Origin of the sequence: Sphingomonas faeni, assembly GCF_023195535.1 — a bacterium.
GTDB classification, from domain to species: domain Bacteria; phylum Pseudomonadota; class Alphaproteobacteria; order Sphingomonadales; family Sphingomonadaceae; genus Sphingomonas; species Sphingomonas faeni_B.
Window position 1 is genome coordinate 1 of the sequence record NZ_JALPNF010000004.1, and the last position, 26,165, is coordinate 26,165.

General features: G+C 65.2%; 22 protein-coding genes and 1 tRNA gene. 13 read left to right on the forward strand and 10 right to left on the reverse strand.

Annotated elements, in window-relative coordinates:
• Nucleotides 1–230: 230 nt before the first annotated feature.
• Nucleotides 231–992, forward strand: coding sequence for a hypothetical protein (locus tag SPHN_RS09875; protein ID WP_248522989.1), 762 nt, complete (start codon nucleotides 231–233; stop codon nucleotides 990–992).
• A gap of 656 nt (nucleotides 993–1,648) precedes the next feature.
• On the opposite strand, the gene SPHN_RS09880 is transcribed toward SPHN_RS09875, so the two are convergent.
• From SPHN_RS09880 to SPHN_RS09890, 3 genes are all read right to left on the reverse strand, one after another.
• Nucleotides 1,649–3,817: a TonB-dependent siderophore receptor gene (locus tag SPHN_RS09880; RefSeq protein WP_248522990.1), complete on the reverse strand. Its 2,169-nt coding sequence runs from the start codon at nucleotides 3,815–3,817 to the stop codon at nucleotides 1,649–1,651.
• Nucleotides 3,818–4,088: 271 nt separating this feature from the next.
• Complete coding sequence (locus tag SPHN_RS09885) at nucleotides 4,089–5,021, reverse strand: AEC family transporter (protein WP_248522991.1); 933 nt, start codon at nucleotides 5,019–5,021, stop codon at nucleotides 4,089–4,091.
• Nucleotides 5,021–6,511 (reverse strand): FAD/NAD(P)-binding protein, encoded by a 1,491-nt coding sequence (locus SPHN_RS09890; RefSeq protein ID WP_248522992.1) that lies wholly within the window; start codon nucleotides 6,509–6,511, stop codon nucleotides 5,021–5,023. The genes SPHN_RS09885 and SPHN_RS09890 overlap by 1 nt, the downstream gene beginning before the upstream one ends.
• 307 nt (nucleotides 6,512–6,818) lie before the next feature.
• Here SPHN_RS09890 and SPHN_RS09895 point away from each other — a divergent pair, with 307 nt between their 5' ends.
• From SPHN_RS09895 to SPHN_RS09905, 3 genes are all read left to right on the forward strand, one after another.
• Nucleotides 6,819–7,880: an endonuclease/exonuclease/phosphatase family protein gene (locus SPHN_RS09895; RefSeq protein WP_248522993.1), complete on the forward strand. Its 1,062-nt coding sequence runs from the start codon at nucleotides 6,819–6,821 to the stop codon at nucleotides 7,878–7,880.
• Between the two features lie 510 nt (nucleotides 7,881–8,390).
• Nucleotides 8,391–11,297, forward strand: a complete 2,907-nt coding sequence (locus SPHN_RS09900; RefSeq protein WP_248523288.1) for a TonB-dependent receptor domain-containing protein — start codon at nucleotides 8,391–8,393, stop codon at nucleotides 11,295–11,297.
• 35 nt (nucleotides 11,298–11,332) lie between these two features.
• A complete protein-coding gene (locus tag SPHN_RS09905) occupies nucleotides 11,333–12,346 on the forward strand; it encodes a glycoside hydrolase family 43 protein (RefSeq protein WP_248522994.1) in 1,014 nt (337 codons plus the stop codon).
• A gap of 19 nt (nucleotides 12,347–12,365) precedes the next feature.
• On the opposite strand, the gene SPHN_RS09910 is transcribed toward SPHN_RS09905, so the two are convergent.
• Nucleotides 12,366–13,403, reverse strand: coding sequence for a LacI family DNA-binding transcriptional regulator (locus SPHN_RS09910; RefSeq protein ID WP_248522995.1), 1,038 nt, complete (start codon nucleotides 13,401–13,403; stop codon nucleotides 12,366–12,368).
• Nucleotides 13,404–13,644: 241 nt separating this feature from the next.
• On the opposite strand from SPHN_RS09910, the gene SPHN_RS09915 reads away from it, so the two are divergent.
• A complete protein-coding gene (locus SPHN_RS09915; protein ID WP_248522996.1) occupies nucleotides 13,645–14,886 on the forward strand; it encodes an MFS transporter in 1,242 nt (413 codons plus the stop codon).
• On the forward strand, nucleotides 14,883–16,475 hold the full coding sequence (locus SPHN_RS09920; protein ID WP_248522997.1) for a glycoside hydrolase family 43 protein: 1,593 nt from the start codon (nucleotides 14,883–14,885) through the stop codon (nucleotides 16,473–16,475). The genes SPHN_RS09915 and SPHN_RS09920 overlap by 4 nt, the downstream gene beginning before the upstream one ends.
• 124 nt (nucleotides 16,476–16,599) lie before the next feature.
• On the opposite strand, the gene SPHN_RS09925 is transcribed toward SPHN_RS09920, so the two are convergent.
• Nucleotides 16,600–17,415, reverse strand: coding sequence for a glycoside hydrolase family 16 protein (locus tag SPHN_RS09925; protein ID WP_248522998.1), 816 nt, complete (start codon nucleotides 17,413–17,415; stop codon nucleotides 16,600–16,602).
• Between the two features lie 305 nt (nucleotides 17,416–17,720).
• Here SPHN_RS09925 and SPHN_RS09930 point away from each other — a divergent pair, with 305 nt between their 5' ends.
• The 4 genes from SPHN_RS09930 (at nucleotide 17,721) to SPHN_RS09945 (ending at nucleotide 20,243) form a co-directional block, all read left to right on the forward strand.
• Nucleotides 17,721–18,086 (forward strand): hypothetical protein, encoded by a 366-nt coding sequence (locus tag SPHN_RS09930; protein ID WP_248522999.1) that lies wholly within the window; start codon nucleotides 17,721–17,723, stop codon nucleotides 18,084–18,086.
• A gap of 88 nt (nucleotides 18,087–18,174) precedes the next feature.
• Complete coding sequence (gene rsgA, locus SPHN_RS09935) at nucleotides 18,175–19,269, forward strand: ribosome small subunit-dependent GTPase A (RefSeq protein WP_248523000.1); 1,095 nt, start codon at nucleotides 18,175–18,177, stop codon at nucleotides 19,267–19,269.
• 112 nt (nucleotides 19,270–19,381) lie between these two features.
• Nucleotides 19,382–19,552 (forward strand): hypothetical protein, encoded by a 171-nt coding sequence (locus SPHN_RS09940; protein WP_248523001.1) that lies wholly within the window; start codon nucleotides 19,382–19,384, stop codon nucleotides 19,550–19,552.
• Nucleotides 19,553–19,577: 25 nt separating this feature from the next.
• Entirely contained in the window at nucleotides 19,578–20,243 is a 666-nt protein-coding gene (locus tag SPHN_RS09945; protein WP_248523002.1) for a UPF0149 family protein, read from the forward strand.
• 6 nt (nucleotides 20,244–20,249) lie between these two features.
• Here the strand turns inward: SPHN_RS09945 and SPHN_RS09950 are convergent, their stop codons facing one another.
• The 5 genes from SPHN_RS09950 to SPHN_RS09970 all read right to left on the reverse strand — a co-directional run bounded on the left by SPHN_RS09950 (nucleotide 20,250) and on the right by SPHN_RS09970 (nucleotide 24,966).
• Complete coding sequence (locus SPHN_RS09950) at nucleotides 20,250–20,564, reverse strand: GCN5-related N-acetyltransferase (protein WP_248523003.1); 315 nt, start codon at nucleotides 20,562–20,564, stop codon at nucleotides 20,250–20,252.
• Nucleotides 20,551–22,560 (reverse strand): beta-N-acetylhexosaminidase family protein, encoded by a 2,010-nt coding sequence (locus tag SPHN_RS09955; RefSeq protein ID WP_248523004.1) that lies wholly within the window; start codon nucleotides 22,558–22,560, stop codon nucleotides 20,551–20,553. The genes SPHN_RS09950 and SPHN_RS09955 overlap by 14 nt, the downstream gene beginning before the upstream one ends.
• A 113-nt stretch (nucleotides 22,561–22,673) precedes the next feature.
• A tRNA-Thr gene (locus SPHN_RS09960) sits at nucleotides 22,674–22,749 on the reverse strand.
• Between the two features lie 32 nt (nucleotides 22,750–22,781).
• Nucleotides 22,782–23,654: a hypothetical protein gene (locus tag SPHN_RS09965; RefSeq protein WP_248523005.1), complete on the reverse strand. Its 873-nt coding sequence runs from the start codon at nucleotides 23,652–23,654 to the stop codon at nucleotides 22,782–22,784.
• Nucleotides 23,647–24,966 (reverse strand): replication-associated recombination protein A, encoded by a 1,320-nt coding sequence (locus SPHN_RS09970; RefSeq protein ID WP_248523006.1) that lies wholly within the window; start codon nucleotides 24,964–24,966, stop codon nucleotides 23,647–23,649. Before SPHN_RS09970 ends, SPHN_RS09965 begins: the two co-directional genes overlap by 8 nt.
• Nucleotides 24,967–25,215: 249 nt before the next feature.
• Between SPHN_RS09970 and SPHN_RS18595 the strand changes: the two genes are divergently transcribed.
• The 3 genes from SPHN_RS18595 to SPHN_RS09980 are packed head-to-tail and all read left to right on the forward strand — an operon-like array spanning nucleotide 25,216 to nucleotide 26,068.
• The gene (locus tag SPHN_RS18595; protein WP_432715075.1) at nucleotides 25,216–25,347 is read left to right on the forward strand and encodes a hypothetical protein; all 132 of its coding nucleotides are present in this window, start codon (nucleotides 25,216–25,218) and stop codon (nucleotides 25,345–25,347) included.
• Between the two features lie 8 nt (nucleotides 25,348–25,355).
• Nucleotides 25,356–25,781: a PadR family transcriptional regulator gene (locus SPHN_RS09975; protein WP_368077266.1), complete on the forward strand. Its 426-nt coding sequence runs from the start codon at nucleotides 25,356–25,358 to the stop codon at nucleotides 25,779–25,781.
• Nucleotides 25,778–26,068 carry a DUF2218 domain-containing protein gene (locus SPHN_RS09980; protein WP_248523008.1) on the forward strand — a complete coding sequence of 97 codons (291 nt, stop codon included), beginning with the start codon at nucleotides 25,778–25,780 and terminating at the stop codon, nucleotides 26,066–26,068. The genes SPHN_RS09975 and SPHN_RS09980 overlap by 4 nt, the downstream gene beginning before the upstream one ends.
• Nucleotides 26,069–26,165: the final 97 nt, after the last annotated feature.

Below are 26,165 nucleotides of genomic sequence, written 5' to 3' on the forward strand. Positions count from 1 at the left end.
ACCAGCCTCGGCCTCCTTCAGGATGCCGATGATCTGCTCTTCCGAAAACTGCTTCCGCTTCATCTGTCCGTCCCTTTCCGGGGTCGGACTCTAGCTCCAACTGGAGGAAAAAACGGGGGTCACGTCACGATCGCCGGTTCGAAAACGGCTACGTCATCGAGCCGCACCATCTTAAGCGTGCGAAAGTCCTGTGGGCTGAGCGACGCGAGGCGTCCGGCACCGGCACGCGGATGACCAACGATCTCTTCGAAGCTTATCGTGCAAGTCCGAATCGGGACGTTTGGGAGCGGGTCCGCTTGGCGATATGGAGCGAAGACATCGACGAGAAAGGTCAGACTGAAGCAGAGGCGCAGGTGACACTTCAGCCCGCGCTCTCGAATTACGATTATTATCAGGGCTGGAAGGGGCAGCTTCAGGCGTCCGAATGGCTGATCGATCTCGATCTTTCTGGAAAGATACCCGCGCTGACCGGATACTGGTACCTTGGCGACCCGAAGATCGAGAGCGCGACTCTAACCTATGTGCGCAAACATCCTCGGATGCTGCTGCCGGCGATGCCGCCTCTTGCGCTCGCTCCGACCGATAAGAAGCGCTTGGAAACAATGGCGCGGGTTCTGCTTCAAAAATTCGGCAAGGGTGCAGCGAATACGCTGGTCCCGATTGGCGAGGTCATACAGATGCTCGACGCGGCGGCACCGCTGGGGACTCTGCCGGATCCTAAAGCATTCAACCAAGCGATGCGATCGATTTACGATCAGGCGACGACGCTCGGCTATCGCCCTATTCGTTTCCTCGAAATGCTGCAGAAGGATGGAGGGTTGGCGACAGCGCGTGAGCTACTCCGGCCTGGTCCACCATCGAAGGGACTGACAAAGTTGTTCGCGCTGGGTAGGCCTGACCTGTCAGTCGAGGCACTTGTGTTGGATCCACAGTGGCAGCCTCTGTTCACGCCTTCAGAGATCAAGGAAGCGCGCCGCAAGCTCGGCCGATAAAGCGGACCTGAGCAGTCATCTGATCGAATAATTCCCGTCAGCAAATTTTCAAACCTGCCCGCCCCGAAATGTACTTGGGATATGAACGAGCGACAGAGGTTGGGAAGCGCAAAAGAAATCGCGAGCGTCCGCTATTGAGCCATTCGCCGCATTTAAATCAATTATGGAACGGCGCATGCGGTTCGAAACCACTGGAACTAAACTGGAACAGATAGCGAATGTCGGGCTAGGCTGGTGCGGCTCCCCGCAACCAACCCACAACGATAATCGCCGCCCTCACGGGCGGCGTCGTCGTTTCTGGCCCGGGCCAGCAGCTCCGATACCTTCGCGACCACCTCCGCCGCCGGGTTCGTCGTCAGTGACGCTCCACACGATACAGGCCGCATCAAAGGCCCTTGGCCAGGAGATCGTGGCAGGCGCGACATGCGCCACAAATGCGGCAGCTTGAAACGAAACGGGTGCGGATCTTCGCTGCATACGCTTAGGCGTGGCGCGAACGGGCACTTGGCGTTTGCACGGGCCCGGCGTGGACGCCGCTGCGCGAGACATAAGGCCCCCGCAAGACCACGCTCTCGCCCGGCCTTTGCCGCCGCCTTCACCGCTCAGGCTTGAACGCTCTACGCTCCCCGCAACCCGGCTCGGCGGCGGACCTCCCCTCAATACTCGAAGCGGAGCGTGGCGATGACGCTGCGCGGCGCGGCATAGAATCCCGATGCGTATTTCAGCGTGCCGAGATACCTGGTGTTGGTGACGTTGCGGACGTTCAGGCTTGCGCGCAGCCGGTCGACGACGCGGATGCTGCCCAGCAGGTCGAGCGTCGCATAGCCGTTCTGGCGGATCGCAATATCGTCGCCCGCCGCGTCGAGGATCCCGCTCGGCGCGCTGATCCGGCTTTGGTAACGGAACTGACCGCCCAGCTTCAGGTCGCGCAGATCCTCGATCGTGTAGGTCGCCGCCAGCTTGAAGGTGTCGCGCGGGACGAACAGCCGTGCCGCCTTGCCGTCGTCGCTCTCGAGCGTCAGATGCGTGAAGCCGCTCGATACCAGCCAACGCTCCGACACGTGGCCCGCGACCTCGACCTCGAAGCCCTTCGAGATGGTGTCGCGACCGACATAGTAGCTGGTGCCGATCTGGCCCGCGGGATTGTTCGCGTCGAATTGCCCGGCAAACTCGGCAAGGCCCTTCTGCTTGGCCTGGAAGATCGACGCGGCGCCATAGAGGCGCCCGCCAAGCCATTCGCCCTTCACGCCGCCTTCGATGCTCGTGCCCTTGGCGGGATCGAGTCGACGGTTGGTGGCATCGACCTCGCTCTGCGGGTTGAAGATGTCGGTGTAGCTTGCGTACAGCGTCAGGTTCGAGGTCAGGTCGAACAACAGGCCGGCATAGGGGCTGAGCTTCTTGTTGTTCCGTGCCTGGTCGACGCCGTAAGAATAGCCCGAGCTCTTGAGCCAGATCGCGGTCCCGCCGACCACCGCCTTCAGGCGATCGGCCAGATTGACCTGCATCGATCCATAAGCGCGCGTAAGCCGGTCGCGGGTATCTGCCTGGATCTGGACGTCCGGATAGCCTGGCTCGGCCGCACGAAGGCCGGCGAGCTGGCGGATGTCACCGTAATCGACAAAGCTGGCCGACAACGCCCCATATTGCCTGCCGTTCGAGATGCCGTTGGAAAAGCCGAACGCGAGCTGGTGGCGACGGCCGAACAGGTCGACGCTGCCGGACGCATAACTATCCGCCATGTATTGCTTGTTTTGCGACGGATAGATCCCGGTCTGGCCGAGAATGCCCTGCCCGGTGGTCGGGTCGGGCGTGCCGAAGGCGTAGAGGATCTTGGCCCGTTCCTGCCAGTTGCGGTAGGTATACACGCCGCGCACCGACCAGTCGCCGCCGAGCTTCAGCGCCAGTTCGCCGAATACGGTCTGGTCGAGCACGTTCCAATAGGTCCAGTCGGCCGAGGTCGAGGCCGAACGCGCGTAATCGATCCGGCTGCCGTCGCTGTAGACCAGCGGGAGCGCGCCCCAGAGCACGCCGTCGGACCTGTTGTCCTGCCGCATATAGCCCGCGGTTGCGGTTAACGACGGCAGCACGTCCCACGAAACGAGCCCTGCATAGACGTCGCGGTTGACGCGATTATAGTCGAGATAGCTGTCACGCTCTTCATGCGCGGCGATCGCACGTACGCGCAACGTGCCGTCCTGCGTGATCGGGCCGGACACGTCGGCTTCGAGCCGGCGCTGGTCGAACGATCCGAGGAACGCCGATGCGTTCGCGTGGAATTCGGCGGTCGGGCGCTTGCGCAGATAGTTGATCGTCGCGGAGGGATTGCCGACGCCGGTCATGATCGCGTTGGCGCCGCGCACCGCCTCGACCCGCTCGAACAGCACGGTGTCGAGGTCGCCGGTCTGGATGTTGAAGAACAGCGGCAGGCCGATGCCGTCGATCTGGAAATTGGTGATGTCGAAGCCGCGCGAATTATATTCGGTACGGTCGGTCTCGGTACGTTCGACGTTGATACCCACCGTCTGCGTCAGCAAGTCGTTCGCGTTGGTGATCGCGAAGTCGTCGATCCGCTCGCGGTCGATGATGGTGATCGATTGGGGCGTCTCGCGCAGGGACAGCGCCAAGCCGGTGGGGGACGCGCTCTGCTTGTCGTCGGCCTTGCTGCTCTTAGATCCGGTGACGATGATGTCGTCGGAGCGTTGTGGATCGAGCGTGTCGCCGGGTGCGTCATCGACCAGGCCGATCGGCCTTGCCGCGTGAGCGTTGGCGACAAGCGCCGGCGAAGCGACGCCAACCATCAGTCCCGCGAACAGGTTCAGTCTCATAACTACCTCCGAGATCATCACGCCCCCCGGCGTGTCTCAGGAGCTCTAGCGATAGGGCTACTGCGAAGCAATCGCAAAAACTAGGTTTGGGTGGGCCGTTCGGTCGATACACATCGGTTCCCTCCGCCATGAAGCAACCGCGTGACCGAGCCGTGATGCGCTGCAAGGCATCGTCGAGATCGCGATCGTGCCTGTTCCCGAGCTGCGTGCGTCGTGAGTTTTCGCGTCGCTGCCATCCGCTGAAAGCGGGGAGAGCAGAGGGGGACCGTGATTACCCCGTTGGCATGGCCGAGTGAAAGACGCCCACGACCAGCAGCACGAGGACAAGGGATACGGCGCTCGACAGCGCGACAAGGATCGCCGCCGCTTTGCGGTTCGTGTCGAGGAGGGTCGCGAACAGGGTCACGTTGCTGGCGATCGGGAACAGGGCGACGAGCCCGACGATCACGCGGTCGCGTGGGCTCAATACACCGACGAAGGCGGCTTCGAGTGCGAGCGCGGCGCCGAGCAGTATCACCCCGGCGACCTGCCTGACCGCGAGGATGCGCGTCATCAGCGTCGGCCGCCAGTCGTCGCGGCCGGTTTCGGCAAGGTTGAGGCCGATCACCGCCATGCCGAGGACCGACACCAGAGTGCCGGCGATCGAGACGATAGGCGCTGCCGCTTCAGGCATCGTGACGCCGCCCCACTTTGCCAAGAGCGAGCCGATGACCACATACACGAGTGGCACCCGCAACGCCTTGGTAGCGGCCTTGCGCGTACCTTCCTTGGTACGCGCGATGAGGAAATACCCGATCGTGTTGCCGTACAGCGCACTGCCGATATACGCGCAGATCACCGTCGATACGCCGATCTCGCCGAACAAGGCCTGGCTGACGGGCACCCCGAAGAACGCAACGTTGAAGAACGAGAAGGACGCCGACAGCAGTTTGGGATCGAAGTCGTCGCCGAGACGCTTGGCCAACCGGTATGCAGGGATGCTCATCAGTGCCGAGACCACGAACATCAGCGGTGGGATCACCAACAGCTGCTGCACGTCCGCGCCGAGCACCTTGTCGATGACCAGCAACGGGATGAGGCCGAAGACGAGTGCCCTCGAACACAGCCTCGCTGCCCAGGGAACGCGGGAACCGACAGCCCATGCTAACAGGATCACGCCGTAAAGCGGCAGGAGTGCCGCCGCGATGTTGCCGATCGCGCTCATTACTGGCGCAGGATATCGTCGACCGCACGACCGGCGCACTCGACATTGAACCAGACCGCGTTGGTGTCGCGCAACTCGCCGTTCAGCAATTGGCCTAGCGCGTAGAGCCGTGGTGCATCGCGCGTGGCGGATATGATCCGACACGTCGCCCGGTGCGCGATGGCCCCACCGACCGGATGCGGCTGCAGCCAGTCCTTCGCGAGCAGATCCTTGACCAGCGTCTCCTTCATCTCGTCCAGTGCGGTGGCTTGTCCGGTGGCGTTGACGACGATCGGTACGTCGAGCTTATCGCCATTCTCGAACCGGACCGTGAAGCCCGTACCGGTCTCGCTGGCAACGGTTTCATGGATCCGACCGCGTACGCTGAGCAGTCCCCGCGTCATCGCATCGGCCAAGCGCCGCGCGTTCACCATCGGCGTGACGAAGCGCGCCGCAGCGAAATGCGGTGCCAGCCATTGCCCGAACCGTTTCTGGTCGGCGGGGCGCAACAGGTTCCATATCGCCGTCGAGTCATGACGCGTGGCGGTGAGGATGCGCTGGAACGGTTCGTCTCCGGACTCCGCCGCGGCGATATCGCGCAGCAAGGCGGCCTCGGCGTCCCCGTCGTAGCGATCCTCCGCCTGCCAATCGATCGCACGTCCCGCGGCGGTTTCGGCCTCCAGACGAAAGAGGCGGAACAGATCCACTACCGAGAATGCGCTGCCCCGCTCGCGAATGAGGCGATGGACGTTTTCCAGCGTGAGGTGCTGGCGGTCATAGCCTGTTTCGGGGGCGGGAATTTCGACGCGTGGCAGCATCCCCTCTTTCGATACGAGGTGGATGTGGCCGCGGTGCCCATCGTCGAGCAGTGTCATGACAGCGTCGATGGCACTGAGGCCGCTGCCGAGGACGACGACGGACTGATCCCGGTCGATTTCCTCGGTCATGCGGTGGGCGGGGTAGGGGGAGTCGAAATAGCCGGGCGTACCGTTCAGATTGCCGAACCGATCAGGATCGGGCGTGCCGATCGTCAGAAGGACGACGTCGGTGGCGATCGTCGACCCGTTCGCGAACCGAACCGTCGCCGCAGCGTGATCGCCCTCGATGGCGATTGCTTCCTCGCGGTGGACTTGGACATCGATGCCGGCGGTGCGCGCCTGCTGGAGCGCATTGTCGAGAACCTCCTGCATGTAGACGCGGTATTCGCGGCGTTGCGGGTATTCGACGCCACCGGGATCGAGCGGCGTGCCCGAGGCCGCGCGTCGCGCCTCCAGCCAGATTCTGAAATGACCGGGCTCGCGGTCGTAGAGCCCCATGAGACGGGATTCCGTGTTCAGAAGATGGCCGGGCTGCTCCGTGCCGAACGCCAGTCCGCGCGCAAGTTCATCGTCGCGCTCGACCAGATGGATTCTCCACCCGTCGCCTGGATCATAGCATAACCGGGTGACAGCTTCGGCGAATGCAGCGACGCCACAAGCGCCCATGCCGATAATAGTCAATGTTTTCGGCATGATATCCCGTTCGCTGAGGAACGGCGACAACGCGCGGGCGCTGCTTCGTGCCACGGCAAACGTGAAAATTATGTCATTTTGATTCTCCGTCCAGTTCGACAGCTTTGGCAGGTTGCAGAGGCGCAATCGCTGAAAACCAGGAATACGTCGATCTCGAGCGGCTCGGTCGCCTGGGCAGGCCGGGGGGGCTTGCCGACGCCGTGCTCCAGATGGGCGCAGACCTCGGCGCACAGCCCCGCCATGCGGTAGCGTGGTGGTGATGGACGCGTACTTGGTCTTCGAGCTGGCTTCTATTAGGCCGAAGCGGATGAACCTCGGCACCCTCAGCATCAGGCTCCTCGCGGGCATTTTGATCGTCGTCACCGGCCTCAGCATCGTCGAGTCGAACGCGTGGTGGATCCGTATATGGGACTTTCCGCGGGCGCAGATCCTGGTGGCGCTTTTACTGGCTGGGGCCGTCGCTTTATGGCGTGACCGACAGGCCGGCCGGTGGATCGCGCTGGCATGCGCCATCGCCGCCGCCTGGCAGCTCTATCGGATTTTCCCGTACACGCCGTTCGCCGAGCAGGAGATCGCGTTCGCTGACAAAACCCGCGTATCGCAAGGCCGGTGCTTCAGCGTGCTGTCGTTGAATGTACTCGAATCCAACCGCGATTATGCGCGGACGGCGCGTCTGATCGATCGCGTCCGGCCCGATATATTGCTGCTCATGGAGACCGACCGACGATGGGCGCAAGCGCTGGCGAAGCAGCTTGCAAGCTATCCCCACAGGCTCGAGAGGCCGATCGGCAATACCTATGGCATTATCTTTGCCACCCGCCTGCCGATGCGCGACGGACGGATCGAGACGATCGCCGAGAAGGATACGCCCTCGGTCCATGCCGAACTGACCGCTCGGGATCCCTTTCGGGTGATTGCGCTTCACCCGAGGCCGCCTTTGCCGGGGCAGGACACCGAGGCGCGTGACGCCGAGATCGCGATCGCCGCACGGCGCGCCGCAGCCGCTAGGCAGCCGGTCCTGGCGATCGGCGACTTCAACGACGTGGCCTGGTCGCACACGTCGCAATTGTTCAAGCGCGTCGGCGGCTATCTCGACGCGCGGATCGGCCGCGGCACCTTTGCGACGTTTCCGGCCCAGATGCCGCTGCTGGGCTGGCCGCTCGATCACATGTTCGTCACGCCGCAGTTCGAAGTTCGCTCTCTCGAGGTGCTCGAGGATGTCGGCTCCGACCATCTTCCGGTTCGCTCCGAACTCTGCCTGGCAGGTGCCGCATCCATGAACACGCGGCCCGAGCCCGTCTCGCGCGAAGACCGGCGCGACGTGAAAGAGACGCTGCAGGAGTATCGCGAAGAACGAGGCAAACGCTAGCGCCGTCGCTAAGCTCCTCGGCACCGTCCCCCCGACCATCGCCCCGGCAATCACACCGCCCTGCACTTCGCCACGTCGAGCGGAATAGCGGTTCGGGCGCACCCAGCCGACCCGAGCGAATACTGCCGCGACACCTCGCTTGGGAGCGAGTGCCGACGCGCTGACCCCACGGACCTTTGCGACGATCGCCTTGGCGCACCGCGCCCCAAAACCACGCTCGGCATCAATCTTGTCCGAGTATTGACATTCCCGCGAAAATTGATGACCGTCCAATGGTAACGTTACCGGTTTTAGAAAATCGGGACCAGGGAGAGGACGATGGATATGATTACGTCGAACATGCGCAGGATTGCAGGCTTCCGATCTGGGACAGCAAGCATGGCCATCATCGCGGCCTGTGCAGTGACATCGCCCGCCATCGCCCAAGTGGCACCCGCCCAAACTCAGACCCAGACTGAAACTGCGCCGGTCGCCCAGACCAGGCCCGCCGAGGCCGGGCCCGCTCAAGCCATGCCCGCGCAAACGGCACCGGCCGAAGCGCCCGTCGCCCAGCCCTCAACGGCGGATCAGACCACCGCCGCCCCGGCACCTGCACCCACCGCCAGCGAGCCCGAGGTCGCAACGGCGCAGGACATCGTCGTCACCGGGTCGCGCATCACGGCCAGCGGTTTCACCGCACCGACGCCGACCACCGTCATCGATGCAGGATCGATCGCCGCCAATGCGCAGCCGAACGTCTTCGCGACGATCGCGCAATTGCCGTCGCTGCAGGGCTCGACCGGAACCAGCACCGGCACGTTCAGCACCTCGAGCGGCCAGCAGGGGTTGAGCTCGTTCTCGTTGCGCGGCGTCGGCGCGATCCGCACGCTGACCCTGCTCGACGGCCAGCGCGTGGTAGGGGCCAACGTCACCGGCGTCCCCGACATCAGCCTGTTCCCCCAATTGCTGATCAAGCGCGTCGACGTCGTCAACGGCGGTGCCTCCGCATCCTATGGCTCCGACGCGGTCGGCGGCGTCGTCAACTTCATCACCGATACGCGGTTCAAGGGCGTGAAGGGCAATATCCAGGGCGGCATCACCACCTACGGCGACAACGAGCAGGTGCTGCTCCAGCTGGCGGCCGGCACGAACTATCTCGAGGATCGCCTGCATATCGTCGCCAGCACGGAATATTCGCATGACGCCGGCATCGGCGGCGGCGATTTCGGCACCGAGTTGGCCAATGGTCGCGACTGGTTCCGGCAGTCGACCCTGATCAACCGCAACGTGCTGAACGACGGGTCGCCGCAATATCTGTTCCTGGATAACGCGCAGCCGTATAATTATACGAAGTACGGGCTGATCACTGCGGGGCCGCTGCAGGGCACCGCGTTCGACCAGTCCGGCCAGCCGTTTCAGTTCCAATATGGCTCGAACGGCACGCCGGCCCGCGACGCGGCCGGCAACGTCAACGGCTGTTACCCCGGCTTCTGCATCGGCGGCGATCTGTCCGGCAATGTCGATGCCGGGCGCTCGCTCCAGTCGCGGATCCAGCGCGTCAACAGCTATGGCCGGATTGGGTTCGACTGGGCGCCCGATAACGAGATCTACGTCAGCGCGAACATCGGCCAGGTGAAAACCAGCAACCAGCCGGTCGGCGGGCAGAATCGCCCGAACCTGACCATCCAGTGCGCCAACCCGTTCGTCCCCACCTTGGTCCAGGCCGCCTGCGCCACGGCGGGTATCACCAATTTCCAGTACGGCACCAGCAACGCGGCGCTCGGCAATACGCAGGTCTACACTGATCGGCGCCAGTATCGCTTCGTCGCGGGCGCGAAGGGGCGCCAGCTGGTCGCGGGGTCGAACTGGACCTACGACATGTATTACGAGCACGGGACGAACTATTCGAACATCGACGTCAACAACGTCCTGCTGTCCAACCGCTTCAACCAGGCGATCAATGCGACCACGCTGAACGGGGCGATCGTCTGCGCCAACCCGGTCGCGCGCGCCAACGGGTGCCAGCCCCTCAACATCTTCGGCGGCAACCCGTCGCAGGGTGCGCTGAGCTACATCATGCCCGACAACGGCCCGCGCCAGCGGACGCGGCAGACGCAGGACGTCATCAGCGTGAACTTCTCGGGCTCGCCGTTCAGCCTGTGGGCCGGGCCGGTGTCGTTCGCCTTCGGTGGCGAATTCCGTCACGAATTCTACGAAGTGACCGCCGACGCCTATGGTGCAGGCATCGACAATACGCCGAACAACGCGGCGTATCCGTTCGATCCGACGCTGCTGACCGGCGGCAACAACTGGTACGCCGGCAACTACAAGAACGGCCGCGGCGCCTACAGCGTCAAGGAAGCGTTCGTCGAGACCAACGTGCCCATCCTGGACTCCGACGGGCTGGGCCGCGCGAACGTCAACGGTGCGGTCCGCGTCACCGATTACAGCACCTCCGGCACCGTCTGGACCTGGAAGATCGGCGGCACCTGGGATTTGCCGATCGATGGTTTCCGCCTCCGCGGCGTAACGTCGCGCGACGTCCGCGCACCGAATTTGTCCGAGCTGTTCGCCGCGCCGGTCACGACGACGCTGCCGGGGTTCTTCGACCCGTTCCGCAACGTCAACGTGCTCGCCATCCAGAACACGATCGGGAACACCAGCCTGACGCCGGAAATCGCGCGTAACTCGACCGTCGGCATCGCGTTTTCCGGATCGTCGCTGGTTCCCGGCCTCAGCCTGTCGGTCGATTATTACCAACTCAAGATCAAGGACCTGGTCTCGAGCCTCGGCGCCGCCGATATCGTCAACCTGTGCTTCCAGAACATCCTTCCGGACAGCTGCGGCGCGTTCAACCTGAACAACACCAACGGGCCGAACTTCATCAATGTCCAGGCGTTCAACCTGGCGTCGATCGACACCAACGGCTTCGATTTCGAGGCGAGCTATCGCTGGCAGCGGCCGCTCGGCCTGCCGGGCAGCTTCACGCTTCGCGGGCTCGCCACCCACATCCGAAAGTTCGTCACCGACACCGGCCTGCCGGGAACGATCCCCAACGATACGGCGGGCGTCAACATCGGCAACACGCCCGACTGGAAATGGCTGGCGGTGCAGACCTATGCCAATGACGACTTCTCGCTGCTGCTCCAGGAACGCTGGTTCAGCGACGGCGTGCTCGGCCATCAATATGTCCAGTGCGCCCCCGGCAACTGCCCGGTATCGACCAACAATCGCCCGACTATCGACAAGAACTCCATTCCCGGCGCATTCTACATGGACGTCGGCGGTACGTATAATGTGACCGATCAGGTGACCGGCTATTTCAAGGTCGACAACCTGTTCGACCGCGATCCTTCGCGGTCGCCGTTCTTCGTCAACCCGGCGCTGTACGACGTCTATGGCCGGACCTACCGCGTCGGCGTCCGGTACCAGTTCTGATGCGGCCAGCTCCGATGCACCGCTGGAGATACGATATGACCAACTTCCGAATGCCCGGTTTCCGAATGGCGATGGCCCTGCTGGTCGTCGGCGCTCCGGTCGTCGCGGCACCGGCTGAAAAGCCGGTGCCGCGGGCTGGCGCTAACCCGATCATCCGCGACAAATTCACCGCCGATCCGGCGCCGCTGGTCGTGGGCGATCGGTTGTACCTCTATGTCGGGCACGACGAGGCGCAGCGCGACGAGATGTTCAACATGCGTGAATGGCTGGTCTATTCGACCACCGACATGAAGACGTGGACCGATCACGGCCCGATCATGAAGTTCAGCGATTTCAAATGGGCCAAGAAGGATGCCTGGGCGTCGCAGGCGATCAGGAAGAACGGCAAATACTGGTTCTACGCCGCGGTCGAGCATGACGATACGCATCCCGGCAAGGCGATCGCGGTCGCCGTGTCGGATACGCCGACCGGCCCGTTCGTCGATGCGAAGGGATCGGCGCTGATCACCAACCAGATGACGCCGAAGGGAACGCACAGCTGGGAGGATATCGATCCCACCGTGCTGACCGACGAGGACGGCACGACCTGGATCGCGTGGGGCAACCGGCAATGCTATATCGCCAAGCTGAAGCCCAACATGATCGAGATCGACGGGCCGATCCGCGAGATCACCCCGCCGCATTTCGAGGAAGGGCCGTGGCTGCACAAGCGGGGCAAGCTCTATTACCTGACCTATGCCTCGCTTGACCGGCGCACGCAGCGTGACGAGCATGTGTCCTATTCCACTGCGCCGTCGCTGGCCGGGCCGTGGACCTATCGCGGCGAACTGACGGGATCGGGGAAGTACAGCTTCACGATCCATCCGGGAATCGTCGAGTTCAAGAAGAACTGGTACCTGTTCCTGCACAACGCGACGCTGGCGATCGGCGACATGAACGGAGCGATCGGTCGTCGCGCGGTTACCGTCGAGCATCTGCGCTATAACGCCGATGGTACGATGGTGCCGGTGGCGCAGACCGACGCCGGCGTCTCCGTTCCTCTCCGCTGATGGCCCCTATGCTCGTGATCTACACGCCTGGGGCCGGTCGGCGCGGGCCTGCGGTCGACTCGCGTTCGATCAGCCGGTGATCGAGAATATGCGACTGCGGTGTCCGCACACCCGAGCGCATCGCCTGTATCAGCCGTTGCAGCGCCTCGGCGGCGAGCGCGCGGACCGGCTGGTGGATCGTCGTCAGCGGCGGCCAGAGCGTGACTGCAGCGGTGCTGTCGTCGAACCCGGTCACCGTCAGGTCGCCGGGTACGTCGAGATGCCGGCGATGTGCCACCGATACGACCGCAGCGGCCATGTCGTCGTTGCTGGCGAACACCGCGGTCGGGGGTGTCGGCTGGTCGAGCAGTTCCTCACCCGCGACCAAGCCGGAGGCGTAGCTGAAATCGCCGCGCACGACCTGCGTCTCCAGCGCGCCATCCTCCTCCACCGCCATCTCGAAGCCCGCGAGCCGCTCGCGGCTTGCCGACTGATCGGGGTTGCCGAGGATGAAGCCCAGCTTCCGGTGGCCCAAGCCGATCAGGTGACGGGTCATGTCATAGGCGGCGCGGCGATTGTCGATGCTGACGCAGATCGCATCCGGCGCGACCGCCCCGACGACCGCGATCGGCAGGTTGGCCGCTGCCAATATGGTGCGGACGACATCGGATTCGCCCAGCGGCGGCGCCAGGATGATCCCGCCCACGCCGGACGCGATCAGCCCTTCGATCGCCGCCTGCGTCGGTGGCTTTCCGTTATCGCCCCTGAGCAGGATCAGCTGCGCGGCGCGCGCCGACGCTTCCTCGAATACGCCCGCCAGCAGGTCGCTCATGAAGGCGGCGCTGGGGTTGGAATAGATCACGCCGATCCGGACCTCGCGCGAGGTGACCAGGCTGCGCGCGACGAGGTTCGGCGTGTAGTTCAGCGTACGGATCGCATCGGTGACCCGCACGCGGGTGCTGTCGCGGACGCCGGGGTCGGCATTGATGACGCGCGACACGGTCATCGGCGACACGCCGGCGTATTTCGCGACATCGATGACGGTCACGCCGCGGGGGCGCCGGGTATTGGGGCTCACGTGTCTCTCTACGTTCCCGCCGGCAAGCACCCCGCGGCCTTCACCGCCCGACGTGCCTCGGCATGCAGGGGATCGTCAATGGCGGATATCGGCGGTGCGGCCGTGGTCGGCGCGGGCATGACGTCCGGAGCGGACCGTTGACGGGCGGCGGATTGGCGAAGTTTATCGCCGCGGCGACTTGCCCGACCCTACGCGGTCCGCCTACGGACACCATGATAACGTTACCGGGGGAGGGGGCAGAATGAAGCGGTTTCCCTATATTCGCTGGACGATCATCGCCCTGTTCGTCGGCGCGATGGTCATCAACTATCTGACGCGAAGCATCCTGGGCGTGGCCGCACCGGCGATCATGGCCGAACAGCATATCTCGTCGGCGCAATATTCGTGGATCACCGGTGCGTTTCAGTTCGGCATCATGTTCCAGCCGGTCGCTGGGTATCTGCTCGACGTGATCGGCCTGAAGATCGGGTTCACGCTGTTCGTCGCGGTCTGGTCGGTCATCACGCTCGGCCACGGCCTGGCGAGCGGCTGGGTCGGCTTTGCCGGCTTGCGCGGCGCGCTGGGGCTGGTCGAGGGATCGGCGCAGCCGGCCGGGATGAAGCTGGTCGCGGAGTGGTTCCCAGCGCGCGAGCGCGGGGTCGCGGGCGGTATCTATCAGATTGGGGCGTCGTTCGGTGCTGTCTTCGCGCCGCCGCTGGTCGCCTGGGCGGTGTTCAACCACAGCTGGCGGGCGGCGTTCTTCGTCGCGGGCGGGCTCGGGCTGGCATGGGTCGTCGCGTGGCTGCTCTGGTACGCCCCGCCGTCGCGGCACCGTGCGCTGTCGGACGGCGAGCGCGCGCTGATCATCGAGGGGCAGGAGGCGTCGCTGGTCAAGCAGCGTCGCCGGCCGCCGCTCGGCGAGCTGTTGCGGCGGCGCAATCTTTGGGCGATCGCGGCGGCGCGGTTCCTCGCGGACCCGGTGTGGGGCATGCTGTCGTTGTGGATGCCGCTGTACCTGGTGCAGGCGCGCCACTTCGATCTCGGCCAGATCGCGCTGTTCGCGTGGCTGCCGTTTCTTGCGGCGGATCTCGGTTGTCTGTTCGGCCCGGCGGTGGTGGCGTTCCTCCAGCGCCGCGGGATCCATCTGATCGACGCGCGTCGTTGCGCCTTCACGCTGGGCGCGGTGCTGATGATGGGGATGATGTTCGTCGGCAGCGTCACCAGCCCGGTCGCGGCGATCGCGCTGTTGTGCCTGGGCGGTTTCGCGCACCAGACGCTGTCGGTCACCGTCATCACCCTGTGCTCCGATCTGTTCCCGCAGGATCAGGTCGCGACCGCTACCGGGATATCGGGCACCGCCGCCAATCTCGGCGTGCTGATCTTCACGCTGACGCTCGGCATGCTGGTCGATCAGGTCGGCTATCAGCCATTCTTCATCCTGCTCGGCCTGCTCGACCTCGTCGGAGCCGCGCTCCTCTGGACCCTGATACGAAAGCCGGCATGACCGTTTCCAATCCTATCCTGCGCGGCTTCCATCCCGATCCCTCGATCGTGCGGGTCGGCGAGGATTATTATATCGCCACGTCGACCTTCGAATGGTTTCCCGGCGTGCGGATCCATCACAGCCGCGATCTGGTGAACTGGACGCTGGTCGCGTGCCCGCTACGCCGGCCGAGCCAGCTCGACATGCGCGGCAACCCCGATTCCTGCGGCGTATGGGCACCGGATCTCAGTTATAGCGACGGCCGGTTCCACCTGATCTTCACCGACGTGAAGCGCTATGGCCGCACGACCGTCGACGGCGCGCGCGGCGCGTCGCTGCGTGATTTCCACAATTACATCGTGTCCTGCGACAGGATCGACGGCGACTGGACCGATCCGATCCACCTGAACAGCAGCGGGTTCGATCCGGCGCTGTTCCATGACGATGACGGCCGCAGCTGGCTGCTCAACATGCTGTGGGATCACCGGCCGGACCGCCGTCGCTTCGCCGGGATCGTCGTACAGGAGATCGACCTGGCGGGTGGTCGCCTGCTCGGAGACCGTCGCATGATCTTCGAAGGAACGTCGCTCGGCTTTACCGAGGGGCCTCACCTCTACAAGCGCGATGGATGGTATCACCTGCTGGTCGCCGAGGGCGGGACCGGGCGCGAGCATGCGGTGGTGATGGCGCGCTCGCGGTCGCTGTTCGGCCCGTACGAGGCATCGCCGCATGGCCCGGTGCTGACGGCGCGGCACACGCCGTCGGCGCCGCTGCAACGGACCGGTCACGGCGACCTCGTCGATACGCCGGACGGCAAGACGTGGCTGGCGTTTCTCTGCGGCAGGCCGCTGCCCGGGAGCGACCGGTGCGTGCTGGGACGCGAAACCGCGTTGCGGCCGATGCAGTGGGGCGAAGACAATTGGCTCCATACGCTCGACGACGACGCGGCGTTTGCGGACGATGCACCCGAGGCGCCGATGGACGTGCGCGACACGTTCGACGGCGCCGTGCTGCCGGCGGCGTTGCAGTGGTTGCGGACGCCGTATCCCGAGCGGTTGTTCAGCCTGACCGACCGCGCCGGCTATCTTCGCCTGTTCGGGCGGGAAACGATCGGCAGTCTGTTCGAACAGGCCCTGGTCGCGCGTCGCCAGCAGGCGTTTCGATACCGCGCCGAGACGTCGCTCGATTTCGAACCGCGCCATTTCCAGCAGGCGGCCGGCCTCGTCTGCTATTACAACAGCACCAAGTTCCATTACTTGCATGTCACCGCGGGCGATCAGGGCGAGCGCCAGATCCAGGTCTTGTCGATGCTGCCCGAGGGGGAAGGGCGCAGCATCGTGACGCGCCCCATCGATATCGCGCCTGGGCCGATCGAGCTGTGCGCCGATGTCGATCACGAGCGCCTGCGCTTCGGGTATCGATCGGTCGGTTCGGCCGACTGGTGCTGGCTGGAGGACATTTTCGATGCCAGCGTCCTCTCGGACGAAGCGACGCTGTCCGGATTGCCGAATTTCACCGGCGGGTTCGTCGGAATGGCGTGCCAGGACATGGCCGGATCCGGTCATCCCGCCGATTTCGGGTATTTCCGCTATACCGAGCACGCCGACTGACGCTCTTGCCTGGACAAGCGACGGGACGCGATCCGTCAGCGCGTGGACGTCATATCGAGACGTTCGTTGAACCGTCCTGCCTTGTCCCACGCAATGTCGAAGCTTGCGGTAGAGGTGCCTCTGGTCAGCGCCGCCAGTATCGGACGTAATCGACGGCCATGCGCTGGGGGAACGCCGCGTCGTCGATCCCCTTCTGCCCACCCCAGTCGCCGCCCACCGCTAGGTTGAGGATCAGGTCGTAGGGGCGCGTGAAGGGCCACGCCGCCTTGCCGCCGGGCTGGTCGTTGGCGACGCGCATGATCGCGCGGCCATCGACACCGATCGTGATCGCATCTGCGCGCCAGTCGAGCTGATAGCGGTGATATGCCGTGCAGGCGGTGGCGATCCGGGTCTGCGCGCCGCGTTGCGTGCCCTTGGTGTGATTGAATGCCGCCGTGTGGAGCGTGGCATGGACGACGTTTGCATCCCAGCCGACCATCTCCATGATGTCGATCTCGCCTTCATCTGGCCATTTTCCGCCCGACGGCAGCAGCCAGATCGCCGGCCAGCTGCCACGCCCGCACGGCAGTTTCGCGCGGACCTCGTAAAAGCCATACCCGCGCGGGGTGCGCGAGACGAGCTTGGCCGAGGTATATGCCTGACCGCCCCAATCGGCGAAGCGCGCCTTCGACAGCGTCTCGCGCCGCGCCTCGATCACCAGCGCGCCCTTTTCGATCCGCGCATTCTCGGCACGGTCCTTGGCGTAATATTGGCGTTCGTTATTGTACCAGCCCTCAGCATTGCGCGACACGTCGAAGCGCCATTTCGTCTGGTCGATCGCCTTGCCGTCGAACTCGTCGGCAAAGCTCGGGCGGCCTTTGGGCACGGGCATCGGTGCACTGACGCTGTAATTGGTCGCGCCCAGCGTGGCGGCTTGCGCGGCAAGTATCAGCAGGATCATCGGATCGCCCTCGCCATCATGATGCGCCCGATCGACCCGTCCGGCACAAACCGGTGCGTTGGTTGCTGGTCCATGCGGCACCTCTCCCAATTCGCCCCGGAGCCGTCACCGCATGATGCAGATGCGTTCGGGTAGCGCGCCAGACTTAGGTCAATCGGCACGCGAGCTCAACTCCGGCCCTACCAAGGCGCGGTGTACCTGGCCGAGCGTCGGTGGTATCGGCGGCGGTCGGCAGGCGTGATCACTGCGGCCGGCCGGGAAACGTCGGCAGGCCTTCGTCGCGTGCGAGAAAATGCGAGAAGTGTGTGGCGGACAAGATCGTAAAGACCTGGGACGGGGCGGTGGCCCGCAAATGGCTGGAAAGCCGGGTCGTTGCGGCACGCGCGGATCAGGTCGTCGCGGAGCGCGGCGGGCGGGAGCTTCAGGACGATTGCGACAAGGCAAGCGCCGAGGAGATGGTCTGCTCGCTTATACTGAAGGCCAAGGTATCGTTGGATACGCAGGAGGCGGTATCCAACATCCTCCGCACGCTGCTGGAGCGGGACGACTATATCTGGCGCGGCGTCTATAACGACACGCGCTTCGACCGCCATGTCCGCAGCTATGTGAAGAAGGTGATGCGGATGGTGAAGGTCAATGACGGCTTCGAGAAGGTCACGCACTACCAGTGAACCGGATCGGTCAACCGGGCGTCGTTCGTTCGCTGGCCCGCTGCCCTAACGACGACGTGTCCTGCACGGTCGCTTCACGGACGCGAGCGTGCCATACCGCGGAGCGATCACCATATCGGCGATCCAGACCGGCGATGACCGCCGGACGGTCGTGAAGAAAGATGCCGCTGCCCCTATGATGCCGACCGACGAGACATTGGAAGATCTTGGCTGGGATGACCATTTCAGCGCCCAGCTGTCGGACGAGGACCTACGCGACCGTCATCCCGTCCGGGTGATGTCGGTCCATCGTGGTCAGATCGCCGTTGCGGGAGCCGGCGGCCGGCAGCTCGTGACGCCCTATATCGCGGGGGCGCAGCCGACCGACGATCATCCGACAGTCGGCGACTGGGTGCTGATCGAGACGTCGACCGGGTTGCCGATCCGCGTGCTTCACCGCAAGAACCTGTTCAAGCGTCGCGCGCCGGGCGATCCGCGTCGCGAGCAGATGATTGCCGCGAACGTCGATACGGTATTCCTCGTCGCCTCGTGCAACGAAGACTTCAGCGTCGCGCGGCTCGAGCGCTATCTAGTGCTGGCGCACGACGTGGGGGTTACCCCGGTGGTCGTGCTGACCAAGGCGGACCTGACCGACACACCGGACGTTTACGTCGCGGCGGCGCGAGCGATCGAGCCCGGCCTGCGGGTCGAGATCGTCAATGGGCGTGATCCACACGCCGTCACCGGCCTCGCGGACTGGTGCGGCCCCGGCCAGACCGTCGCGTTCCTCGGCTCGTCCGGGGTCGGCAAGTCGACGCTGGTCAACTCACTACGCGGCTCGGACAGCATCGCGACCCAGGCCATTCGTGCGAACGACTCCACCGGTCGCCACACCACGACGGTGCGCGAGATGCACCGGCTGGCGCAGGGAGGGTGGCTGCTCGATACGCCGGGCATGCGCGAATTGCAGTTGGCCGACGCGGCCACCGGGATCGCGGAGATCTTCGACGATTTTGTCGCGGCTGCGGAGGAGTGTCGTTTTTCCAACTGTTCGCATAGCGTCGAACCCGGGTGCGCGGTTCAGGCCGGGATCGCAGCGGGACATCTCACGCGTGCCCGATTCGATCGTTGGCAGCGGCTGGGCGCCGAAGAGCGCGCGAACACCGCCAAGCAGACCAAGCGAAGGTCTCCTAAAGGGGCGTAACAGCCACCGGCGCGCGCCCCAAAACTGGCCCCAAAGCTGATTGTGTCCGCGTCTGTCTTTCCATCCTCCTGCTATCGGCCTGACAATGTTGAAATCCCGTATCAAGCGACGCATGATCGAGCATGACCGGGCGGTCCTGTGCCTGGCGGAAATCGAGGCGTCGATCACCGCCTTGAACGACGAGGACCTGCTCGATCTGGCGGATATCTTCGCTCGAGCAACGCGCGCGCCGCTGACCGCGATGGCCGCAGCCGAAATGACGAAACGGAATTTGAGCCTGTGATGACGACGACACGGTGCCTGGGCGCATGAAGCCGCGCCCGTCCCGACTCCGTCGTCTCGACGATGCGCTGGCTGACCTGCCGCTCGAAGAGCCGATGCTGCTGACCGAGCTCGACGGGTTTCTCACCGGGCTGCTGGTCGGACCCGAGCGTATCGAGCAAGGCGAATGGCTACAGAGCATATGGGGGCTCGATGAGGACGGCATCGCGCCGTTCGAGGATCCGCTCGACGTGCAATGGTTCGTCGATGCCGTCATGGCACGATACACCGAGATCGCCCGCGACCTGGAGCGGGGAAAGCTGCGTCCGATCTTCGACGTGGACGAGCGGACCGGCGACATCCTTTGGGAATTGTGGATCGACGGGTTCGCCGAAGCGATGGCCTTGCGGCCCGAAAGCTGGGACGCGGTGGCGGCTGGCGACGACGCCGAGGCGGTCGACGGTCTCGCGCGTCTGTCGGTGTTGATCGCGATCGCGCGCAACGAAAGCGCGCTGGACAGCGTGGAGATCAACGAACGCGAGGACCAGGCACCGGCCGATCTCGCGACGAGTGTCCTCCAGCTCCATGCGTCCCGATTGCGGGCAGCTGCCGCCGCTCCGTTGCCAACGGCCGGCGCAGCGCCGGTCAAGGCAGGACGGAACGATCCCTGTCCATGCGGATCGGGGAAGAAGTCCAAACGCTGCTGCGGGTGACGGGCGTCATTTGCGTGCCGCGCGGACCCTTCGCCACGCCAGCGATTGCCGATTGAGTACGGCCAGATCCAGTTCGCCCGCCAAGCTCGCTTCGGCGAGCGCGATAGCGCGATCGAGCACCACGCGGTCGGCGCGCGCATAGGCGGGGCGATCGGGTATGAAGTCGTACCAGACGCCGCCGCAGGCGTTGTCGAGGAAGATACGCTGGAAGCAATGATCGGCGCGGACCGGCCAGCCACGCGTCGGCGCCGCTGTCGGCAGGATGTCGCGGGTCAGCGTCAGCCAGCGAGCCTCGGCTGAAGACCGGTCATTCGGGGCCATCGGATCGCACCGGTACCGCGCCGTCGGCCTCAATTGCCGGCGCGGCGGCAATCAGGGTCGGCGCGTCGCTGACGAAGGCGTCGAGCACGCCGTCCGCGATTTTGATCGGACCATCGAACCGGGTCGCGCCGGGGATCGTCGTGATCGCAGCCGCCTCGCGCGCCAGTGTTCGCGCCTCGGCGAAATAGCGTGCGGCGGCAGTGCTGCCGCTATCGGCGGCGCCGAGCCCGGCGGCCGTCAATTGGAGCGCGCGGCCCCAGCGCTGCATCGCGTCGAGCCAAGGCCGCGCCTGCGCCGCGAAGCCGGGGTCGATCGTCCCGGAGCGGATGATGTCGGGCGCGTTGGCGATTGCGTCGGCACGCGCGGTCAGGTCCGCGATCGCCCGCTGCCGCGCTGCCGCATCGCCATCCGCTAGTGCTTCCCGCACCGCATCGAGCGTCGCCTTGAGCCGCGGTGCCTGCTCCTGCCAGGGCTGGCTGCCAAAGGTCGGCGCCATGTGTTGCGTATCGAAGAAGGTGAGCAAAGCCGCGGTCGCGCGTTCATCGCCGCCCGCCAGTTCCCGCGCGGAGAAATGCCAGGTCCGCTCGGCATCATAGGCCGTGTCGTTCCAGCCGAACGCGGCGACGCCGGTCACCGCCGGGCGGCTCGGGGCCTCCTGATTCATCGGGTTCGACAGGATGCCGGTCAGCTCGCCCGACAGCCCGGCCTCGCGCCGCGCATAGGGCGCCATCAGCAGCCGGCCGGTGGTCTGTGCGTAATCGTTGACCGGATAATTGTCCCATAACAGCGTCTTGCGGCCGAACGCCTTGGTCGCCGCCTTGGCGTCGGGGATCGAGATGGCGGGGGGGACGACGTCGGTGCCGGTCCACTGGACGACAATCCGCGGATCGAGATGCTTGCGCAGCGCCGCCTTGTACGGGGTTTCCTTCGCGTCGTAATATTCGGTCGGCACCATGATCAGCGCGCGCGCGCCCGGATCCTTGGCGCTCAGGCTGGCCTGCACCGCGTTGAGCAATTGCGCCTGTGCGACGCCGGCGGCTTCTGCGCCCGACGGGCCGAAGGTCGTCTTGTCGAGCTCGCAATTCCATTTGGTGTATTCGATGTCGTCGAGCGCGACGTAGAAGCTGCCGACGCCGATCGCCCGCAACGCGTCGAACTTGCGTTCCAGCGCCTGCACGTCGGCGGGGTCGGAGAAGCAGACCGACGGCCCGGGCGAGACCGCGTAGACGAAGTCGACATGGTTGCGCCGCGCGGTCTTGGCCAGCGTGCCGAGCGCCGACAGCGTCGCGGCGGGATAGGCCTCGCGCCACCGATCGCGCGCGTACGGATCGTCCTTCGGGCTGTAGACATACGTGTTCGCCTTCACCGTGGCGAGGAAGTCGAGATGCTTGGTGCGATCCGCCATCGACCAGGGCGCGCCGTAAAAGCCCTCGATCGTGCCGCGGATCGGCATTGCGGGGTAATCCTGGATCACCAGCGCGGGCAGGGTGGGGCGCCGGGCGAGCTGGCGGAACGTCTGGACCGCGTGGAACAGGCCGTCGGCGTCGTGCCCCGCGAGCGTGACGATACCCGCGCCGGTCGCGCCGGCTGCTACCGTGGCGATGGTGTAGCCCTCGGCATGTGTGTCGAGCGTGGTTTTGCTGCGGTCGAGCGCGTGGCGGACGATGTCGTCGCTACCAAGGCCCAGAACGATGTGAACGCGGTCGGGGACAGCGGGCAGGCGCCGTGCGGATGCGATCGTCTCCACCCCCGCCGATTTCAGGATGGTGCGAACGAGCGCAACGGTATCGGGGTCGGCGCCCGGTGCAGTGACGAGTACGACCGACGTGCCCAAGGCTATCGTGCCCGTCGTCAGCGTCATCGTGGCGGGCGTCGGGAAGATCGCAGGGCGTATCGCAGGATAGCTGGCGGCTTGGCTCGGTTGCGCCGTCGCCAGCGCTGCGAGTAGTGCCACCAGCGACACGGCGGCGCCGATTTCTCCGGTACGTCGCGCCATCTCTTGCTCCCGGTATCAGATTGGTCTTGTCATCGGGTCGTAGGACGATCGGACGGTCCCGGCAAGCGAGCAGGCGTGTGCCGATAGGATTTGAAAAGGTGGTGCCGAAAAGGTGGTGCCGGTTGCAGGAATCGAACCCGCGACATCCAGTTTACAAAACTGGCGCTCTACCAACTGAGCTAAACCGGCCCGGTGCGTGTCAGGCGTAACCGCCCAATGCTTCAAGACACGCCGAAGGTCCAGCCCTCGGTTTGCGCTATATGCGGTGTCATCGCGGCTGGTGTCCAGAGGTCCGGGCGATGCGCTGCCGTACGGAGCCAAGCGGCGGTCAGGATCGCGTCGGTGGCGTGATCGTCATAGCGGGCCAGAGGATCATGGGGCGCGCTGCCGAGCACCTCCAGCGCGGTATCGAGCGCGCCCGCATCGCGCATCTTGCTGAGGCCCTTGCGGATACCCGCGGCGCGCGCGGCGATCGTAGTATAGATTTCGACGATCGCTGGTCCTTCCGAGGGCCGCGGATCGAACGGCCAGACGGGGACGCGGCCGGCGAGGCGGTGCAACACGCGCATGCCGGTGAGGCTAGACTTGCCGACCTGCGCCGCACCGACGAGGTTGAAGCAGCTTGTCGGCGAGAAACCCATCGCGCGCTGGCCGTGCTCGCAGACGCGCATCCGGCCTGCGCCGCCGGGGAACAGGTCTCCGCAATCGCGGTGCTGGCGGAAGTGGCGGCGGAGTTCGGGATCGGTGAGCAGGCTCGAGACGGCGAGGTGCGGGTCGGCGGCGGAGGCTTCGTCGACCATCGCCCAGAGCGCGCGGGCGTCTGGGGGGCTTTCGGGGGCGCCGGGGAAGTAGCCGTCCAGATCGACGAACGGGAAGGCGGGGGAAAGGTCGAGGCCGATCAGCATCGGCGTGGCTTGGTCGAGCAACCAGTCGAGGACATCGTCGCGCGACCAAGCCGACGCTCCCGGTGGCGCGACCAGTTTCGGCGCGGCGTCGCCGTTTTCGCAGATCGCGACGGCGATGCCCTTGTGGCGATGCCCCTGCGCGCCGGACCAGTCGATCGCTGCAAACCGCGTGAAGCGCGTCTCAGCCATTCTTCTCTGCGCGCAGGCCGTCCCAATACGCAAGCCGCTCCGACAGCCGCTTCTCGAAGCCGCGTTCGGTCGGCGTGTAGAAGCTCTGTGGGCTCATCTCGTCGGGCCAGTAATCCGAGCCGGAGAACGCATCCTCGGTATCGTGATCGTACGCGTAGCCTTTGCCGTAACCGATATCGCGCATGAGCTTGGTCGGCGCGTTGCGGATCGACGCGGGCGGCATCAGCGATCCGGTCTCGCGCGCCGATTTCCAGGCCGCCTTCTGCGCCTTGTAGACCGCGTTCGATTTGGGCGCGGTGGCGAGATAGACGCAGGCCTGCGCGATCGCGAGTTCGCCTTCGGGGCTGCCGAGGAAATCATAGGTGTCCTTGGCGGCGATGCACTGGACCAGCGCCTGCGGGTCGGCGAGGCCGATATCCTCGACCGCGGCACGCGTCAGGCGGCGGAGCAGGAACAGCGGTTCCTCGCCCGCGGTCAGCATCCGCGCCAAGTAATAGAGCGCGGCCTGCGGATCCGACCCTCGGATCGATTTGTGGAGCGCGGAGATGAGGTTGTAATGCCCCTCGCGATCCTTGTCGTACACCGCGACGCGACGTTGCAGGAAGTTCGACAGCCCCGCCGGATCGAGCGGCTCAGGCAGGTTGACCGAGAACAAAGTCTCCGCCTGGTTGAGCAGGAAGCGGCCGTCGCCATCGGCGCTGGCGATCAGCGCATCCTTGGCGGGCGGGGTGAGGGGGAGGGGGCGCTCCATCTCCGTCTCCGCGCGGTCGAGCAGCTGTTCGAGCGCGCCGCGGCCGAGGCGTTCGAGGATCAGCACCTGCGCGCGGCTGAGCAACGCGGCGTTGAGTTCGAACGAGGGGTTCTCGGTGGTCGCGCCGACGAGCGTGACGGTGCCGTCCTCGACATAGGGGAGGAAGCCGTCCTGTTGCGCGCGGTTGAAGCGGTGAATCTCGTCCACGAACAACAAGGTGCGCTTGCCGATCTTGGCGTGCTCGCGTGCTTCGGCGAAGGATTTCTTGAGGTCGGCGACGCCGGAGAACACCGCCGAGATCGCGACGAACCGCAGGTCGACGGCGTCGGCTAGCAACCGTGCGATGGTGGTCTTGCCGGTGCCTGGGGGCCCCCAGAGGATGATCGATGACAGCCGTCCGGCCGACACCATCCTACCGATCGCGCCTTCGGGGCCGGTGATGTGATCCTGCCCGACCACCTCGCTGAGCGTACGCGGACGCAGGCGGTCGGCGAGCGGTGCGTTTTCGGGATGCGTTTCGGTAGGAGCGGCGGGTTCGAAGCCCGCGAAGAGATCAGCCATGCGCGGAAGATAGGGGCGGGGGCCGGGTTTGCCCATCCGTTGCCACCCACACTCCGTCATGCCGGGCTCGTTCCGGCATCCATCTCCCGCACGATCATCGATGGCGAGTTTGCTGGACGGTGGACCTCGGAACTGGTCCGGGGTGACGAATCTTTGACGGGCATCTTGAACCAGAAACAGTCTGCGATATATCGTCGATCATTGATGAAGATATATCGGAGAACACTCAAATGCGTTTTGGTATGGGATATGGAGCTTGGACTGGCAGCCCTCGTGGTGACGGTGAAGGCCGTGGTCGGCCTGGGCACGAAGGTCACGGGCGCCACGGCCATCGCGGCGGCCCGGGTGGTCGGCGACGGCTGTTCGACGGCGGCGAGCTGAAGCTCGTCATGCTGAAGCTGATCGCGGACGCACCGCGTCACGGCTACGACCTGATCCGCGAGATCGAGGGGCTGACCGGGGGTGGCTATGCGCCGAGCCCAGGCGTCGTCTACCCGACGCTCAGCATGCTCGACGAAATGGGGCTGATCGAGGAGCAGCAGTCGGAAGGCGCGAAGAAGCGCTTTGCGGCGAGCGACGAGGGCCGCGCGCATCTGGCCGAGAATGCGGCCGTGGTCGACGGCTTGTTCGCGCGGCTGGCCGCGGTCGGGGCGGAGTCCGAGCGGACCGATGGCGCGCCGATCCGGCGGGCGATGGGCAATCTTCGGCAGGTGCTCCAGCATCGGCTGATGCGCGAAGACGTCAACGAGGACACGCTGCACGACGTCGCGGCGCTGCTCGACGAGGCCGCCCAGAAGATCGAGCGCCTCAAGTGAGCGTCTCGGTCGCACGCGTGCCGACGCATTCGGCGAGCAAGTATCTCCAGCAACTGGCCAAGCATTGGAGCCACAAGATGGAGGTCACCTTCTCGGAAGAAGAGGGCCGCATCGCCTTCCCGAACGGCGCGGTGCTGGAGATGCGCGCGGACATCGAGACGCTCGACGTTGCGCTGACCGTGCCGGAGAGCGAGGACGTCGAGCGGATGCGCGGCGTGGTGTCTAGCCACCTCGACCGCTTCGCGTTCCGCGAGGCGCCGCTGACGTTTGATTGGGTGACTGTTTAGGGCCTCTTTTCTAACCCGCGCTCCCGCCCCCCCCCGACGTCATCCCAGCGAAAGCTGGGTTCTCCCCATTCGGGTCGCGGCGCCCGCCAACAGGGAT

Excerpts from the sequence above, each read along its gene's own strand:
- SPHN_RS09890 (WP_248522992.1), bottom strand. The coding sequence starts at position 6,511 with ATGCCGAAAACATTGACTATTATCGGCATGGGCGCTTGTGGCGTCGCT.
- SPHN_RS09880 (WP_248522990.1), bottom strand. The coding sequence starts at position 3,817 with ATGAGACTGAACCTGTTCGCGGGACTGATGGTTGGCGTCGCTTCGCCG.
- SPHN_RS09900 (WP_248523288.1), top strand. The coding sequence starts at position 8,391 with ATGCCCGCGCAAACGGCACCGGCCGAAGCGCCCGTCGCCCAGCCCTCA.
- SPHN_RS09970 (WP_248523006.1), bottom strand. The coding sequence starts at position 24,966 with ATGGCTGATCTCTTCGCGGGCTTCGAACCCGCCGCTCCTACCGAAACG.
- SPHN_RS09975 (WP_368077266.1), top strand. The coding sequence starts at position 25,356 with ATGCTGAAGCTGATCGCGGACGCACCGCGTCACGGCTACGACCTGATC.
- SPHN_RS09950 (WP_248523003.1), bottom strand. The coding sequence starts at position 20,564 with ATGGCCCCGAATGACCGGTCTTCAGCCGAGGCTCGCTGGCTGACGCTG.
- SPHN_RS09945 (WP_248523002.1), top strand. The coding sequence starts at position 19,578 with ATGAAGCCGCGCCCGTCCCGACTCCGTCGTCTCGACGATGCGCTGGCT.
- SPHN_RS09895 (WP_248522993.1), top strand. The coding sequence starts at position 6,819 with ATGAACCTCGGCACCCTCAGCATCAGGCTCCTCGCGGGCATTTTGATC.
- SPHN_RS09875 (WP_248522989.1), top strand. The coding sequence starts at position 231 with ATGACCAACGATCTCTTCGAAGCTTATCGTGCAAGTCCGAATCGGGAC.
- SPHN_RS18595 (WP_432715075.1), top strand. The coding sequence starts at position 25,216 with ATGGAGCTTGGACTGGCAGCCCTCGTGGTGACGGTGAAGGCCGTGGTC.
- SPHN_RS09905 (WP_248522994.1), top strand. The coding sequence starts at position 11,333 with ATGACCAACTTCCGAATGCCCGGTTTCCGAATGGCGATGGCCCTGCTG.
- SPHN_RS09915 (WP_248522996.1), top strand. The coding sequence starts at position 13,645 with ATGAAGCGGTTTCCCTATATTCGCTGGACGATCATCGCCCTGTTCGTC.
- SPHN_RS09925 (WP_248522998.1), bottom strand. The coding sequence starts at position 17,415 with ATGATCCTGCTGATACTTGCCGCGCAAGCCGCCACGCTGGGCGCGACC.
- SPHN_RS09885 (WP_248522991.1), bottom strand. The coding sequence starts at position 5,021 with ATGAGCGCGATCGGCAACATCGCGGCGGCACTCCTGCCGCTTTACGGC.
- SPHN_RS09920 (WP_248522997.1), top strand. The coding sequence starts at position 14,883 with ATGACCGTTTCCAATCCTATCCTGCGCGGCTTCCATCCCGATCCCTCG.
- SPHN_RS09965 (WP_248523005.1), bottom strand. The coding sequence starts at position 23,654 with ATGGCTGAGACGCGCTTCACGCGGTTTGCAGCGATCGACTGGTCCGGC.
- SPHN_RS09940 (WP_248523001.1), top strand. The coding sequence starts at position 19,382 with ATGATCGAGCATGACCGGGCGGTCCTGTGCCTGGCGGAAATCGAGGCG.
- SPHN_RS09955 (WP_248523004.1), bottom strand. The coding sequence starts at position 22,560 with ATGGCGCGACGTACCGGAGAAATCGGCGCCGCCGTGTCGCTGGTGGCA.